This window comes from Pseudomonas sp. 25 R 14, from assembly GCF_900004755.1.
Lineage (GTDB): Bacteria > Pseudomonadota > Gammaproteobacteria > Pseudomonadales > Pseudomonadaceae > Aquipseudomonas > Aquipseudomonas brenneri.
The window spans coordinates 59,858-74,774 of the sequence record NZ_CVTS01000028.1; the positions used below are offsets into that span (position 1 = coordinate 59,858).

Sequence of the window (14,917 nt, forward strand, 5' to 3'; positions counted from 1 at the left end):
CGTCTCTGGTACTCAGCTTGAACAACCTTCTCAAAATTACGCTTAACACCACGTATTACAGGGCCTCCAGCGGGTTCGAGTCCTACTGGGCCCACCCTCTTTAAAAGCCGCGCACTGCGCGGCTTTTGCGTTTCTGGCGGTCGCCCTAAGCACCCGCGAACACGAGCCTGTAACATGCTCCCTCATTGCCACCCACGCCGGAGCCCATCTTGTCCGCCACCCGCCCTCCCGTCCTCGATGAAATCGACCGCCAGTTGATCGCAGCCTTGCAGATCAATGCCCGTGAAAGCGTGGCCATGCTCGCTCGGCAATTGGGGATTGCCCGCACCACCGTGACCTCGCGCCTGGCGCGCCTGGAAAAGACCCAGGTGATCACCGGCTATGGCGTGCGCCTTGGTCAGCGTGTGGTGGATGGTGGGTTGCAGGCGTATGTGGGGATTACCGTGCAACCGCGTTCCGGCAAGGAAGTGCTGCGTCGCCTCAGCGCCATGGCGCAGGTCCAGCAGCTGTGTGCGGTCAGTGGTGAGTTTGATTATGTGGCCTGGCTGCGCACCGACTCGCCGGAACAGCTGGATCAGTTGCTGGACCAGATCGGCAGTGTCGATGGGGTGGAAAAGACCACCACTTCGATCATCCTCAGTAACAAACTGGATCGCGGACAACCAGTTTGACCACCAATATCGTCACTTCGACTGAAAACAATTCAATTCGACGACACATTGCGTCTTATTAACGAGCGCTACGCTCCCTAGAATGGCTGCCATCTTTTCCTATACTCAACGGGTCGTGCCCCGTCGAGTTGCCAGCAAGGTCAGCCATGAACGCCACCCACAAGAACAATCGCCACCCTGCAGACGGTAAAAAGCCCATCACTATCTTTGGCCCGGATTTCCCGTTCGCCTTCGATGACTGGATTGAACACCCGGCTGGACTGGGCAGTATTCCCGCCGCCAACCACGGGGCCGAAGTGGCGATTGTCGGCGCAGGTATCGCCGGGCTGGTGGCCGCCTACGAGTTGATGAAGCTCGGTCTCAAGCCAGTGGTGTATGAAGCCTCGAAAATGGGTGGGCGCTTGCGCTCCCAGGCGTTTGAAGGGGCCGAAGGCATCATCGCGGAGCTGGGTGGCATGCGCTTCCCGGTGTCGTCGACGGCGTTCTACCACTATGTGGACAAGCTGGGCCTGGAAACCAAGCCATTCCCCAACCCGTTGACACCGGCCTCCGGCAGCACCGTGATCGACCTGGAAGGCCAGACTCATTACGCACAGAAAATCTCCGACCTTCCTGCGCTGTTCCAGGAAGTGGCTGACGCCTGGGCCGACGCCCTGGAGGCCGGCTCGCAGTTCGGAGATATCCAACAGGCAATTCGCGACCGTAACGTGCCACGGCTCAAGGAGCTGTGGAACAAGTTGGTGCCGCTGTGGGACGACCGCACCTTCTATGACTTCGTCGCCACCTCCAAGGCGTTTGCCAAACTGTCGTTCCATCACCGCGAAGTGTTTGGCCAAGTGGGTTTCGGCACGGGTGGCTGGGATTCGGACTTCCCCAACTCGATGCTGGAAATCTTCCGCGTGGTGATGACCAACTGCGACGACCACCAGCACCTGGTGGTCGGTGGCGTGGCGCAAGTGCCCATGGGTATCTGGCGCCATGTGCCTGAGCGTTGTGCACACTGGCCGCAAGGCACCAGCCTCAGCTCCCTGCACCATGGCGCGCCACGGGCCGGGGTCAAGCGCATTGCCCATGCGGCCGACGGGCGTTTCGCGGTGACCGACAACTATGGCGACACTCGTGAATACGCCGCCGTGTTGACCACCTGCCAGAGCTGGCTGCTGACCACCCAGATCGAATGCGACGAGAGCCTGTTCTCGCAAAAAATGTGGATGGCCCTGGACCGTACGCGCTACATGCAGTCGTCGAAAACCTTTGTCATGGTTGACCGGCCTTTCTGGAAAGACAAAGACCCGCAAACCGGCCGCGACCTGATGAGCATGACCCTCACTGACCGCCTGACCCGCGGCACCTACCTGTTCGACAACGGCGACGACAAGCCCGGGGTCATTTGCCTGTCCTATTCGTGGATGAGCGACGCGCTGAAAATGCTCCCGCAGCCCATCGATAAACGAGTGAAGCTGGCCCTCGACGCGCTGAAAAAGATCTACCCGAAAGTCGACCTCAAGGCGCGCATCATTGGCGACCCGATCACCGTTTCCTGGGAGGCCGATCCGCATTTCCTCGGCGCATTCAAGGGCGCGTTGCCGGGCCACTACCGCTACAACCAGCGGATGTATGCGCACTTCATGCAAAAGGACATGCCGGCCGAGCAGCGCGGGATTTTCATCGCTGGCGACGATGTATCCTGGACACCTGCCTGGGTCGAAGGCGCAGTGCAGACCTCACTGAACGCGGTTTGGGGCATCATGAACCACTTCGGTGGCAGCACTCACCCAGAGAACCCGGGACCGGGGGATGTGTTCGATGAAATCGGCCCCATCGCCCTGGCCGAATAAGGAGTCAAGCCATGCGTGTCGCCCTGTATCAATGCCCGCCATTGCCGCTGGATGTCGCTGGCAATCTCAAGCGTCTGCATAGCGTCGCCCATGAAGCGTGCGATGCCGACGTGCTGGTGCTGCCGGAGATGTTCCTCACCGGCTACAACATCGGTGCAGAAGCGGTGGGGGCGCTGGCCGAAGCGCAGGACGGGCCGTCGGCGCAGACCATTGCCGAACTGGCAAAGAACACCGGCCTGGCGATTCTCTATGGCTACCCGGAACGCACCGAGGACGGTCAGATCTACAATGCCGTGCAATTGATCGACGCCAATGGCCAGCGCCTGTGCAACTACCGCAAGACGCACCTGTTCGGCGACCTCGATCACTCGATGTTCAGCGCCGGCGGCGACGAATTCCCTGTCGTCGAGCTGAACGGCTGGAAGCTGGGACTCCTCATCTGCTACGACCTGGAGTTCCCGGAAAACACCCGACGCCTGGCCCTGGCGGGTGCCGAGTTGATCCTTGTACCGACGGCCAACATGGTGCCCTTCGACTTCATCGCCGACGTCACCGTCCGGGCACGGGCCTTTGAAAACCAGTGCTACGTGGCCTACGCCAACTATTGCGGGCATGAAGATCAGATCCAGTATTGCGGGCAAAGCAGCATCGCCGCGCCGAATGGCCAGCGTGTCGCCCAGGCGGGCCTCGATGAGGCGTTGATCGTCGCCACCCTCGACCGCCAGCTGATACACGACGCGCAAGCCGCCAATCACTACCTGGCGGACCGTCGCCCCGAGCTTTATGCAGCGTTGCACAAGCACTGACGGCCGCGCTTTGCGCTAGCATAGGCACTTCCTACGTTCTGGAAGTGTCCATGCCTGTGCCGGCCCACCCTCATCACCTGCAACTGACCCTGGCCAATGGCCTGCGGGTTTCCCTGCGTCATGCCCCACATCTGAAGCGCTGTGCAGCAGCCTTGCGGGTAGCGGCCGGCAGCCATGACGTGCCGCTGGCCTGGCCGGGGCTGGCACACTTTCTGGAGCACCTGCTGTTTCTTGGCACCGAGGCTTTTCCTGCATCTGATGGCTTGATGGCCTACGTGCAGCGCCACGGTGGGCAGGTCAACGCCAGCACCCGCGAGCGCACCACTGACTTTTTCTTCGAAGTGCCCAAGCAGGTATTGGGCGAAGCGCTGCAACGCCTGGCCGATATGCTCGCTCAGCCGCGCCTGGCCATGGACGATCAACTGCGCGAGCGTGAAGTGCTGCAGGCAGAATTTGTCGCCTGGTCCCAGGATGCCGAGGCACAACATCAGGTTGCGCTACTCGAAGGCCTCGCTGCCGGGCATCCGCTACGGGGTTTCCATGCGGGCAATCGCGACAGCCTGCCGGTTCCACACGAGGACTTTCAACAAGGGTTGCACACGTTTTACCAAGGTTTCTATCACACCGGGCAGATGACCTTGAGCCTTGCCGGCCCACAGTCGCTGGAGGCGCTGCAAGTCCTGGCCCAGCGCTTTGGCGACAGCCTGCGCCCAGGGCCGCTGCGCCCACAGCAAGCACCACCGGCATTGATGAGCGGTGATAAACACCGCTACTCACACCTCGAAAAAAACCGCTTGCATCACATCATTGCCTGCAACACGCCCCGTGAAGCATTGCAGTTCCTTTGCACCTGGCTGAATGCTGCGGCGCCGGGCGGTTTGCTTGCCGAGTTGAAAACCCGCGGATGGGCGAGTGCGTTGCACGCCAAGGTGCTGTACGCGTTTGCCGGGCAGGCACTGCTGGATATTGAGTTCACCCTGGGGCCCAAAGGGGCGCAACAAGCCCCGGCAATCGAAGCACTGTTGAATGACTGGCTGAGCTTTTTTGCTCACAGCGATTGGACTGCGCTGCGTGCAGAGTACGCCCTGTTGGTCGCCCGCCAGCAGCAAACCCGGGGCGCCCTGGCCCTGGCACGGCAGGAAACGCCGCAGTTGTGCGAAGAGCATTGCCAGACCCTTCAGGCGATGCTGGATGCACAGCACCTGACGCCCGCCGAACAAGCCTGGAAGTTGCCGCCAGCCAATCCATTCCTGCAACAGGCATCCAAAGAGCAACGCCCCGGACTGATTCGCGGCCAGACCAGCGCCCATCGCGGGTTACGGACCTTTGCCCAGGATCGCTCCCGTGGCAGACGGGACCTGCCAGCCCTGACGTTCAGCAGAGCATTGCCAGACGACAATGACGAAGGCGCCCTTTACCTGCGCTGGCAGTTCGATTCATCCGAGCATGGAGCGTTTTTCCCACGCTTGGCCAGCAGCCTCCAGCCGCTGCGAGAAAACGCCCGTCAGGCCGGCGTGGAAATATCCTTCGAGGCCATAGGCAATGACTGGCTCCTGAGGATGACCGGGCTGCATGAGCCCATGCCACTCATCGTCGAACAACTGGCACGCGACCTGGCTCAACCCGACGCGAGCCTTTGGCAAGAGACGCCTGCCAGCCCGGCACCACAGATGGCCATTCGCGAATTGCTCAAGGCATTGCCGGCCTCTACTGCGGACACCGGGCTCATCGCTGATCTCAACGTGTTACCCGACCTGTGGGCCACCGCCCACTGGCAAGGCCTGGGCGTCGGCCTGCCGGCCGCCTGTGAAATGGCGATCAAAAGTGCGGCGGCACGCCTGCCCGGACAATGCGCCGACGTTGAACACAAGACCCAGCCCATCAACGGCCAACATCGCTGGCAAACAGTAAACACCGCTGGCGATGAAGCCGCCTTGCTGCTGTTCTGCCCGGCACCGAGCCAGTCTCTCGCCGACGAGGCCGACTGGCGATTGCTCGCCCACCTGGCCCAGACCCCGTTCTACCAGCGCCTGCGCGTCGAGCTGCAAGTGGGCTACGCCGTATTCAGCGGTATCCGACAGCTCAATGGGCAAACCGGCTTGCTGCTTGGCGTACAGTCGCCCAGCGTGGCGCTTGAGGGGTTGCTCACTCACATCCGGGCCTTCCTCATGCAACTGCCGGCCTTGATCAATGCCGACGAGAACATGGGCAACGCGGCCCTGGCCGAGCAGTTTTCGCCACACGCACTGCCGATACCCCAAGCCGCCGAATGGCTCTGGCAGGCCCGCCTGGCAGGGCATGGCGCGGACTATCTTGAGCAGTTGCAACAGTTGATCCAGACCCGCACACGCCAGCAGTTGATCAACGCGGCGCAACAACTCAACCAAGCCGCCGGCGGCTGGCTCTGCCTGGCCAATGGGGCTGCGGTGGGCGATCCCTGGCAGCTATGAGCTGATCGTTGCTGATGCTGCAACAGGCTTTTTCCACCAAGACAGCGCTAGCTCGACGAGAAATGAGTAATATTCCCACACACATCTGAACATCTCCGCCTGGAGGTGGACTATATGTATTACTTGGTAGTAAACGTCCCATCCCTTCGTAGGAGTATGAATATGACTTGGTCCAAACCTGCTTACACTGATCTGCGTATCGGTTTTGAAGTCACCATGTACTTCGCCAGCCGCTGATTGCTTTTGTATTGCAATGCAACGCCTCGGCTCGCCGGGGCGTTTTTATTTTGAGTCTTGTGTGAAGGAGCGGCGATGTTTGTCCAGATTCTAGGTTCGGCTGCCGGTGGTGGGTTCCCACAGTGGAACTGCAACTGCGTGAACTGCGCCGGCTTTCGCGACGGCAGCCTGCGCGCCCAGGCGCGCACCCAATCGTCCATCGCCCTGTCCGACGATGGCGTGAATTGGGTGCTGTGCAACGCCTCGCCGGATATCCGCGCCCAATTGCAGGGCTTTGCGCCGATGCAACCGGGCCGAGCCCTGCGCGATACCGGGATTAGCGCAATCATCCTGATGGACAGCCAGATCGACCACACCACTGGCCTGCTCAGCCTGCGCGAAGGCTGCCCGCACCAGGTGTGGTGCACCGACATGGTCCATGAAGACCTGAGCACCGGTTTCCCATTGTTCACCATGCTGACCCACTGGAATGGTGGCCTGGATTGGCAGCGCATCGAGCTGGATACCAGCTTCACCGTCCCTGCCTGCCCCAACCTGCGCTTCACCCCGCTGCCCCTGCGCAGCGCTGCGCCGCCCTACTCGCCCCATCGGTTCGACCCGCACCCCGGTGACAATATCGGCTTGATCGTCGAAGACCTGCGCACCGGCGGCAAGCTGTTCTATGCCCCTGGCCTGGGCAAGGTCGACGCGCCGTTGCTGGAGATCATGGCAGGCAGCGATTGCCTGCTGGTGGACGGCACGATGTGGGATGACGATGAAATGCAACGGCGTGGCGTCGGCACCCGTACCGGCCGCGAAATGGGCCACCTGGCACAGAACGGCCCCGGCGGCATGCTGCAAGTGCTGGAGCAATTGCCCAAGCAGCGCAAGGTGCTTATCCACATCAACAACACCAACCCGATCCTCGACGAGGACTCGCCCGAACGGGCCGAGTTGGCGCGGCGCAACGTGGAAGTAGCCTACGACGGCATGAGCATCAAACTGTAGGAGCGAGCTTGCTCGCGAAAAACGTAAGAGCAACGCATTTATCCACAATGCCCACGTCATCGTTAACGACCATCGCGAGCAAGCTTGCTCCTACAACGGAGAGCCCCAATGACCGATACACCGCTGACCCCCGCCGAGTTTGAACAGGCCTTGCGAGCCAAAGGCGCCTTCTACCATATCCATCACCCCTACCACGTGGCGATGTATGAAGGCCGCGCCACCCGCGAGCAGATCCAAGGCTGGGTCGCCAACCGGTTCTACTACCAGGTGAATATCCCACTGAAGGACGCCGCGATCCTTGCCAACTGCCCGGATCGGGAAGTCCGCCGCGAGTGGATCCAGCGCCTGCTCGATCATGACGGCGCCCCCGGCGAAGACGGCGGCATCGAAGCCTGGCTGCGCCTGGGCCAGGCGGTGGGCCTGGACCCGGATCAACTGCGCTCCCAGGAGCTGGTGTTGCCCGGCGTGCGGTTTGCCGTCGATGCCTACGTCAACTTCGCCCGCCGGGCCAGTTGGCAAGAAGCAGCCAGCAGTTCGCTGACCGAGCTGTTTGCCCCACAGATCCACCAATCGCGCCTCGACAGCTGGCCCCAGCATTACCCGTGGATCGATCCTGCCGGCTATGAGTATTTCCGCACCCGCCTGGGCCAAGCCCGACGGGATGTCGAGCACGGGCTGGCGATCACGCTTGCGCACTATACCAGCCGCGCCGGCCAGGAGCGGATGCTGGAGATTCTCCAGTTCAAACTCGACATTCTTTGGAGCATGCTCGATGCCATGAGCATGGCCTACGAACTGAACCGCCCGCCCTATCACAGCGTGACTGCGCAGCGGGTCTGGCATAAAGGGATCACCCTATGAGTTTCGACCGCAGCAAAAAACCGACCTGGCGCCAGGGCTACCGCTACCAGTACGAGCCGGCGCAGAAGGGCCATGTGTTGCTGTACCCCGAAGGCATGATCAAGCTCAATGACAGCGCCGCGTTGATTGGTGGCTTGATCGACGGAGAGCGCAGTGTGGCGGCCATCATTGGCGAGCTGGAGCAGCAATTCCCCGGCGTACCCGAACTCGGTGAAGACATCGAGCAATTCATGGAGGTGGCGCGTGCAGAGCACTGGATCGAACTTGCCTGAAAAGCCCGAGATTGGCCTGCCGCTATGGTTGCTTGCCGAGCTGACCTATCGCTGCCCGTTGCAGTGCCCGTACTGCTCCAACCCGCTGGACTTCGCCGAGCAGGGCAAAGAGTTGAGCACCGAACAGTGGATCAAGGTGTTTCGCGAGGCCCGGGAAATGGGCGCGGCACAACTGGGGTTTTCCGGTGGTGAGCCGCTGGTGCGCCAGGACCTCGCCGAACTGATCAGCGAAGCGCGCAAGCTGGGGTTCTATACCAACCTGATCACCTCCGGTATCGGCCTGACCGAGCAAAAGATCAGCGACTTCAAGAAGGCGGGCCTGGACCATATCCAGATCAGCTTCCAGGCCAGCGACGAACAGGTGAACAACCTGCTGGCCGGCTCCAAAAAAGCTTTCGCGCAGAAGCTGGAAATGGCCCGGGCGGTCAAAGCCCATGGCTATCCGATGGTGCTGAATTTCGTTACCCACAGACACAATATCGACAAGATCGATCGCATCATCGAGCTGTGTCTCGCCCTTGAAGCAGATTTTGTCGAACTCGCTACCTGCCAGTTCTACGGCTGGGCGCAACTCAATCGCGTTGGCCTGCTGCCAACCCAGGAACAACTGACCCGCGCCGAACGCATCACCAACGAATACCGCGCCAAGCTGGAAGCCGAAGGGCATCCGTGCAAGCTGATTTTCGTCACGCCGGACTATTACGAGGAACGCCCAAAGGCCTGCATGAATGGTTGGGGCAGCATCTTTCTGACAGTCACACCAGACGGCACCGCCCTACCTTGTCACGGTGCCCGACAAATGCCGGTGCAGTTTCCCAATGTGCGCGATCACAGCATGCAGCACATCTGGTACGACTCGTTTGGTTTCAACCGCTTTCGTGGTTATGACTGGATGCCCGAGCCCTGCCGCTCGTGCGACGAGAAGGAAAAGGACTTCGGCGGTTGCCGCTGCCAGGCGTTCATGCTCACGGGGGATGCCAGCAATGCTGACCCGGTGTGCAGCAAATCCGCCGACCACGGCATCATCCTTAATGCCCGTCTTGAAGCCGAACACGCCACGCAGACCATCGAGCAACTGGCTTTTCGCAATGAGCGAAACTCCCGGCTGATCGCCAAAGGCTGACCGATCAGCGCTTGGCGATGATGTACACCGCATGCACGATGCCTGGGATGTAGCCGCACAGGGTCAACAGAAGATTCAGCCAGAACGCGCCGGCGAAACCCACTTGCAGGAACACACCCAGTGGCGGCACCAGAATGGCGATGATGATACGAATGATATCCATGGGTTCAGCTCCGAAAAATCGGCTCGTGTGAGCCGTACAGCTAATCGACCCTGGGCGTGCGCGAGGGTTCAGTAGAATCTGGCACGGGGCCATCTTCCTCAGGCAAGGATATCCAACCCATGCTTTTGCACGATACTCAGCAACTTGAGCGCCATGCCGCTGGGCTGCTTCTCACCGGATTCCCATTGCTTGACTGTCGAGGCGCTGGTGTTCAGGTAACGGGCGAACACCGGTTGGCTGACATGACTGCGCTCGCGCAGTTGCTTGATCTGGTCGGCAGGTATCTGTGCCGGTACAGGCGCAATGCACAGCTCATCGAATTCACGAAGGGTGGTCTTGCTGATGGCGCCAATCGAATGCAGCGCGCTGGCCGATTGGTGAATGGACTCCAGCGCTTGGCTTTCATATTTTCTGGTCATGATGTATCTCCACAAACTCCCTGAGATCCAGTAATTGCTGGATCTGTATTTCGTTTAAGCCTTCATAGGCCTTTGCCAACGCCCGAAACCCAGTCAATTCCTTGTGACTGATATTGCTTTGATCTTGCTTGGCGAACAGAAACTGGTAAACCCAGTAATGCCTGCCCTTCGCCAGGACGATGGAACGATGCCGGTTGTGATTGAGGCGTTTCTTCCAGACTCCACCGCCCAGATTGTCCGCCTGGCCCCTGAGCATTTCGCCAAATGCCTCTCCTAATTCCGAATCGCAGATCCAGGCCTTGCTGGCGGCATCAGCAAAATGCCGGCTTTTGAATAGTCGCAGCTTCATAGGCATCCCTTCCCCATAAACATACCACCCAGTGGTACAGATTAGAAATAGGGCTCACAAAAAATCTTTGCGCCCTACCGGCACTCCCTGCCGGTGCTCGCTAAAAAGCCATTTTTCTCGATAAGCCTCAAGCATCCTTTTCAATCCAGAAATGACACACAAAAAAACGCCCCCAGCCAAAAAAATCAAGCTGGAGGCGCTGCGTATACCGCGAGACGGTTCAGGAAAAAGGGTTAAACCGCGATGCCCTTGCGGCATTGCAGTTGGGCGCTGTGCACGCGGGAGAATGCGCGAGCCAGGCGCAGTAGCATTTCGTCGATATTGCTCTTGCTTAACGTCAGTGCCGGGGTAAAGCGCAGGCAGTTGGGTTGTGGGGCATTGAGGATAAGGCCCTCATAAAGCGCCGCTTTTACCACCGCATCTGCCGAATCATCTGACAAGCTCAGGCCCAACAACAGGCCATGCCCTCGCAGTTCGCCCTGGCCGTAGCGGTGGGCAAGGCGCGCCAGGCCTTCGCCCAAGTACTGGCCGGTATCACGCACGTGTTCGAGGAAGTCGTGGCTCAGCACGCTTTCGAGCACGGCAACTCCAGCAGCAGCCATCAGGGCATTGCCGTGATGGGTACCTTCCAGCTCACCCAGTTCAAAGCAGCAGGCTTTGCCGCGAGCCAGCAGGGCAGCCAATGGCACCCCACCGCCCAATCCCTTGCCCAGGGTGACGATGTCGGCGCGCACGCCGTAGCGTTGTTCGGCCAGCAAGGTGCCGCAGCGGCCCATCCCGGTCTGCACCTCGTCGAGAATCAACAAAATGCCCAGCTCCCGACACAAGCGCTCAACCCCCTTGAGATAATGCTCGGTGGCCGGGATGACACCGGCTTCGCCCTGGATCGGCTCCAGCATGATCGCCACGGTTTGCGCATCGACTGCGGCATGCAAGGCTGGCAGATCGTTGAACGGTACATGGCAAAAGCCCGGCAGTTGCGGTTCGAAACGATTGTCACCAGCCCCCGCCGAGGCCGCCAGCGTGGTCAGGCTGCGGCCGTGGCAGGCGTTGCTCGCGGTGATGATTCGATAGGCTCCGCCCCGGTGCACTTGGCCCCACTTGCGCGCCAACTTGATGGCCGCCTCGCAGGCTTCTGCACCGCTGTTGAGCAGGTAGGCCTGGTCGCTGCCGGTGCTGTGGCACAGGCGCTCCACCAGGTTCAATTGGCTGCGGTTGTGCAGCCCTATGCCGGGGTTGATCAGCGCCTGCGCCTGGTCGGCCAATGCGCGCACCAGTACCGAAGGGCTGTGGCCGAGGCTGTTGGCAGCACCGCCCTGGGTAAAGTCCAGGTAGGCACGGTCTTCGCTGTCCCACAGCCAGGAACCCTGGCCACGTACGAAAACCTGCGGCGGACGGGCCACGGTCGGCATCAGGGATTGGCTGGAAAGCTCATCGCGCAGCATCGAGGGTTTCGTGTCCAGTAGCAGATCATCCAGGCTGGGTGCCGGGCGGCGCAGGTTGAACAGGTTCATGCCTGCACACCCCACAGGCGGTTGGCAACCTCAGGTTGGCGGGAGCTCGGCCAGTGGTTTTTTGCCTTGCCTATGTAAACACCATCACTGTAAACGGTATTCATCGCGCGTCTTGGCCCTGTAAGCCCTTTGAATAGGCGCTAGACTAGGCGCCTTGAGGGCGTACAGCCATTTCGATTTTCCAGCTTTTTCGATAAGCGTTACTTATGGATTTCAAGCAACTGCGTTATTTCGTCGCGGTGTACGAAGAAGGCCATGTCGGCCGGGCCGCAGAGCGCCTGTCGATCTCCCAGCCGGCGCTGTCACAGCAGATCCGCCAGCTGGAGCAGCACCTGGACGTGAGCCTGTTCGAACGCAGCAGCAAGCGCCTGTTGCCGACCCTGGCCGCCCACACGTTGTACAACCACGCCCTGCCGTTGCTCGATGGCATGCAGCAAGCCGTCGAGGCCCTGCGACACTTCAAGGGCCAGGCGCTGCGTACCCTGGCCATCGGCGTGCTGCAAACCGTGCATACCAGCCTGGTGCCGCAGATGCTCGAACGTGTGCGTAAAGCCCAGCCACACTTGGTGGTGCAGATCTACGAACTGACGGGCCTGGAGATCGAACGCCGCCTGCTCAATGGTTCTCTGGACATTGGCATCAGTTACCTGCCCGCGCGTCAGCCCGGTCTGCACGGCGTATTGCTGTATGAAGATGAACTGAAAGTAGTCATCCCGGCTGACCATCCTTTGCGTGAATTCAAGAAGGTTTCCCTCAAGCAAGCGGCGGAGTTGCCCATGCTGTTACTGGGGGAAGAGTTCCAGGTCAGACAGATCTGGCAGGCGCAGTTGGCGAACCTGGGGCGCCGGCCACAGGTCCAGGCGGAACTGAACACCATGGTGGGGATTCTCGACAGCCTGCCCCATACCCGGCTGGCAACCGTTCTGCCCGGCCGCTCACAGGACGAACACAGCAGCCAGGCGCTCCTGTGGAAACCCTTGAGTGAGCCACGGGTACCGCTGAAGGTCGGATTGGTGTGCCGGGATATACAAAGGCAGCAGGCAACGCTTGAACTACTGCGCACCTTGCTCGAAGACGTGATGAATGGCCCGCATGGACCGGCGGCCACGGTAGACGGGCTGGCTTGAACTTTTTCACGGGCAATAAGAAAACCCCGCCGAAGCGGGGCTTTGCAGACTGTTTCCCTGACATCCATTTCACTCCGCCATCCTGGCAGAATCCTACGTGTCCCTGTTGTTGCTTTGCGCTTCCTGCGCGACGTCCATGTGAAGTAGATTAGCTGTGGATCCAATCTTGCGATAGAGGACGATTAGCAGCACGTCATGTAAGAGAATGCTTACACGCCCTCCCCGCTTAGAACTGTGCTTCGTCCAGCAAGAACAGCGATTCACTACCGGCCTTCACCGAGGCGCTCAGGGAGTGAATTCGCGGTAGCAGGCGGGCAAAGTAGAAGCGCGCCGTCCCCAGTTTGCTGGCGTAGAAATCTTCCTCGGTTTCTTTACCCAAGGCCGCCTTGGCCATCAGTGCCCACATGTAGGCGTAGGCCATGTAGCCAAAGGCGTGCAGATACTCCACCGAGGCCGCGCCGATTTCATTCGGGTTGGTCTTGGCGCGATCCAGCACCCAAGCGGTCAAGGTATCGAGCTCATCGACGGCAACACCCAGCGGTTGGGTGAACTCGGCCAGGTCGCTGCTTGCGGTGGCGATGAAATGGCGGATCTCATCGGCGAACAGGGTGTAGAACGCCCCGCCGCTGCCAACGATCTTGCGCCCCATCAAGTCCAGCGCCTGGATGCCGTTGGTGCCTTCGTAGATCTGGGTGATACGCACGTCACGCACCAACTGCTCCTGGCCCCACTCACGAATATAGCCATGGCCGCCAAAAATCTGTTGGCCGTGCACGGTGGTTTCCAGGCCCAGGTCCGTGAGGAACGCCTTGGAAACCGGGGTCAGCAGCGCCACCAGGTCATCCGCGCGCTTGCGGGTCGCGGCGTCTTCGCTGAACTTGGCGGTGTCCAGTTGCATCGCCACATAAGTGGAGAACGCACGACCGCCTTCGTTCGCCGCCTTCATGGTCAGCAACATGCGCCGCACATCAGGGTGGTTGATGATCGGGTCGGCGATCTTGTCCTTGGCCTTGGGGCCAGTCGGCGAGCGGCTTTGCAGGCGATCACGCGCGTATTCCACAGCGTTCTGGTAAGAGCGCTCGCCAGTCGCCAGCCCCTGGATGCCGACGCCCAGGCGCTCGTAGTTCATCATGGTGAACATCGCCGCCAGGCCACGGTTCGGCTCGCCCACCAGGTAGCCGACGGCTTCGTCGAAGTTCATCACACAGGTGGCGGAGGCCTGGATGCCCATCTTGTGTTCGATCGAACCACAGGTCACCGGGTTACGTGCCCCCAGGCTGCCATCGGCATTGACCATGAACTTGGGCACCAGGAACAGCGAAATGCCCTTGGGCCCCGCTGGAGCGTCCGGCAACTTGGCCAGCACCAGGTGGATGATGTTTTCGGTGAGGTCGTGTTCGCCACCGGTGATAAAGATCTTGGTTCCGCTGACCTTGTAGGAACCGTCCGCCTGAGGCTCAGCCTTGGTACGAATAATCCCCAGGTCGGTGCCGGCATGAGGTTCAGTCAGGCACATGGAACCAGCCCACACGCCCGAGTACATATTCGGCAGGTAGGTGGCTTTAAGTTCATCGCTGGCGTGGGTATTGATCGATACGCAGGCGCCGGACGTTAGCATCGGGTACAAGCCAAACGCCAGGCCCGATGAGTTGATCATTTCTTCAACCTGGGCCGACACGGCCTTGGGCATGCCCATGCCGCCGTAGGCCGGATCGCCACCTACGCCCACCCAGCCACCTTCGGCATAAGTCTTGTAGGCTTCGGGGAAGCCGGCCGGGGTGGTGACCACGCCGCTGTCCCAGCGGCAACCTTCCTCGTCCCCGTTGCGACTCAGCGGGGCGATGGTCTTGGCCGTGACTTTGCCAGCCTCTTCAAGGATTGCCTCGACGGTTTGGGCGTCGACGGTCTCGGCCAGGGCCGGCAATTGCGCCCACAGCTTGGCAACCTCGAATACTTCGTTGAGGACGAAGCGCATATCGCGCAGCGGCGCTTTGTAGTCAGCCATGGCAAACCTCGTAGGAACGTTAAAAGTGATTCGGTAGGATCGGTTTCACAGACCCTGAGTGTAACCGAACAACTTTTGTGACACATAGGGTCTGC

Annotated in this window: 15 protein-coding genes; 10 read left to right on the forward strand and 5 right to left on the reverse strand. The window is 60.4% G+C overall.

Features of this window, described 5'->3' with window-relative positions:
• Positions 1 to 209: 209 nt before the first annotated feature.
• The 9 genes from BFQ03_RS06040 to pqqE all read left to right on the forward strand — a co-directional run bounded on the left by BFQ03_RS06040 (position 210) and on the right by pqqE (position 9,245).
• Positions 210 to 671 carry an Lrp/AsnC family transcriptional regulator gene (locus tag BFQ03_RS06040; protein ID WP_032858561.1) on the forward strand — a complete coding sequence of 154 codons (462 nt, stop codon included), beginning with the start codon at positions 210 to 212 and terminating at the stop codon, positions 669 to 671.
• 146 nt (positions 672 to 817) lie between these two features.
• Entirely contained in the window at positions 818 to 2,509 is a 1,692-nt protein-coding gene (locus BFQ03_RS06045) for a flavin monoamine oxidase family protein (protein WP_065942681.1), read from the forward strand.
• Between the two features lie 11 nt (positions 2,510 to 2,520).
• Entirely contained in the window at positions 2,521 to 3,315 is a 795-nt protein-coding gene (locus BFQ03_RS06050) for a carbon-nitrogen hydrolase family protein (RefSeq protein ID WP_065942682.1), read from the forward strand.
• Positions 3,316 to 3,365: 50 nt separating this feature from the next.
• Positions 3,366 to 5,765: a pyrroloquinoline quinone biosynthesis protein PqqF gene (gene pqqF / locus BFQ03_RS06055; RefSeq protein ID WP_065942683.1), complete on the forward strand. Its 2,400-nt coding sequence runs from the start codon at positions 3,366 to 3,368 to the stop codon at positions 5,763 to 5,765.
• A 162-nt stretch (positions 5,766 to 5,927) separates the two neighbouring features.
• Entirely contained in the window at positions 5,928 to 6,002 is a 75-nt protein-coding gene (gene pqqA / locus BFQ03_RS06060) for a pyrroloquinoline quinone precursor peptide PqqA (RefSeq protein ID WP_003194766.1), read from the forward strand.
• Between the two features lie 75 nt (positions 6,003 to 6,077).
• The gene (gene pqqB / locus BFQ03_RS06065) at positions 6,078 to 6,989 is read left to right on the forward strand and encodes a pyrroloquinoline quinone biosynthesis protein PqqB (protein ID WP_032858567.1); all 912 of its coding nucleotides are present in this window, start codon (positions 6,078 to 6,080) and stop codon (positions 6,987 to 6,989) included.
• A 108-nt stretch (positions 6,990 to 7,097) separates the two neighbouring features.
• Positions 7,098 to 7,850: a pyrroloquinoline-quinone synthase PqqC gene (gene pqqC, locus BFQ03_RS06070; protein ID WP_032858569.1), complete on the forward strand. Its 753-nt coding sequence runs from the start codon at positions 7,098 to 7,100 to the stop codon at positions 7,848 to 7,850.
• Entirely contained in the window at positions 7,847 to 8,122 is a 276-nt protein-coding gene (pqqD, locus tag BFQ03_RS06075) for a pyrroloquinoline quinone biosynthesis peptide chaperone PqqD (protein WP_032858571.1), read from the forward strand. Before pqqC ends, pqqD begins: the two co-directional genes overlap by 4 nt.
• Positions 8,094 to 9,245 carry a pyrroloquinoline quinone biosynthesis protein PqqE gene (gene pqqE, locus BFQ03_RS06080; protein ID WP_032858572.1) on the forward strand — a complete coding sequence of 384 codons (1,152 nt, stop codon included), beginning with the start codon at positions 8,094 to 8,096 and terminating at the stop codon, positions 9,243 to 9,245. Before pqqD ends, pqqE begins: the two co-directional genes overlap by 29 nt.
• Positions 9,246 to 9,249: 4 nt before the next feature.
• Here the strand turns inward: pqqE and BFQ03_RS06085 are convergent, their stop codons facing one another.
• The 4 genes from BFQ03_RS06085 to BFQ03_RS06100 all read right to left on the reverse strand — a co-directional run bounded on the left by BFQ03_RS06085 (position 9,250) and on the right by BFQ03_RS06100 (position 11,690).
• Positions 9,250 to 9,408, reverse strand: a complete 159-nt coding sequence (locus tag BFQ03_RS06085) for a YqaE/Pmp3 family membrane protein (protein ID WP_032858573.1) — start codon at positions 9,406 to 9,408, stop codon at positions 9,250 to 9,252.
• Between the two features lie 98 nt (positions 9,409 to 9,506).
• Positions 9,507 to 9,827 carry a helix-turn-helix domain-containing protein gene (locus BFQ03_RS06090; RefSeq protein ID WP_032858574.1) on the reverse strand — a complete coding sequence of 107 codons (321 nt, stop codon included), beginning with the start codon at positions 9,825 to 9,827 and terminating at the stop codon, positions 9,507 to 9,509.
• Positions 9,811 to 10,176, reverse strand: a complete 366-nt coding sequence (locus BFQ03_RS06095) for a type II toxin-antitoxin system RelE/ParE family toxin (RefSeq protein WP_032858575.1) — start codon at positions 10,174 to 10,176, stop codon at positions 9,811 to 9,813. The genes BFQ03_RS06090 and BFQ03_RS06095 overlap by 17 nt, the downstream gene beginning before the upstream one ends.
• Before the next feature lie 233 nt (positions 10,177 to 10,409).
• Entirely contained in the window at positions 10,410 to 11,690 is a 1,281-nt protein-coding gene (locus tag BFQ03_RS06100; protein WP_065942684.1) for an aspartate aminotransferase family protein, read from the reverse strand.
• A gap of 206 nt (positions 11,691 to 11,896) precedes the next feature.
• Here BFQ03_RS06100 and BFQ03_RS06105 point away from each other — a divergent pair, with 206 nt between their 5' ends.
• Complete coding sequence (locus BFQ03_RS06105) at positions 11,897 to 12,817, forward strand: LysR family transcriptional regulator (RefSeq protein WP_032858579.1); 921 nt, start codon at positions 11,897 to 11,899, stop codon at positions 12,815 to 12,817.
• Positions 12,818 to 13,043: 226 nt separating this feature from the next.
• Here the strand turns inward: BFQ03_RS06105 and BFQ03_RS06110 are convergent, their stop codons facing one another.
• Entirely contained in the window at positions 13,044 to 14,822 is a 1,779-nt protein-coding gene (locus tag BFQ03_RS06110) for an acyl-CoA dehydrogenase C-terminal domain-containing protein (protein WP_065942685.1), read from the reverse strand.
• Positions 14,823 to 14,917: the final 95 nt, after the last annotated feature.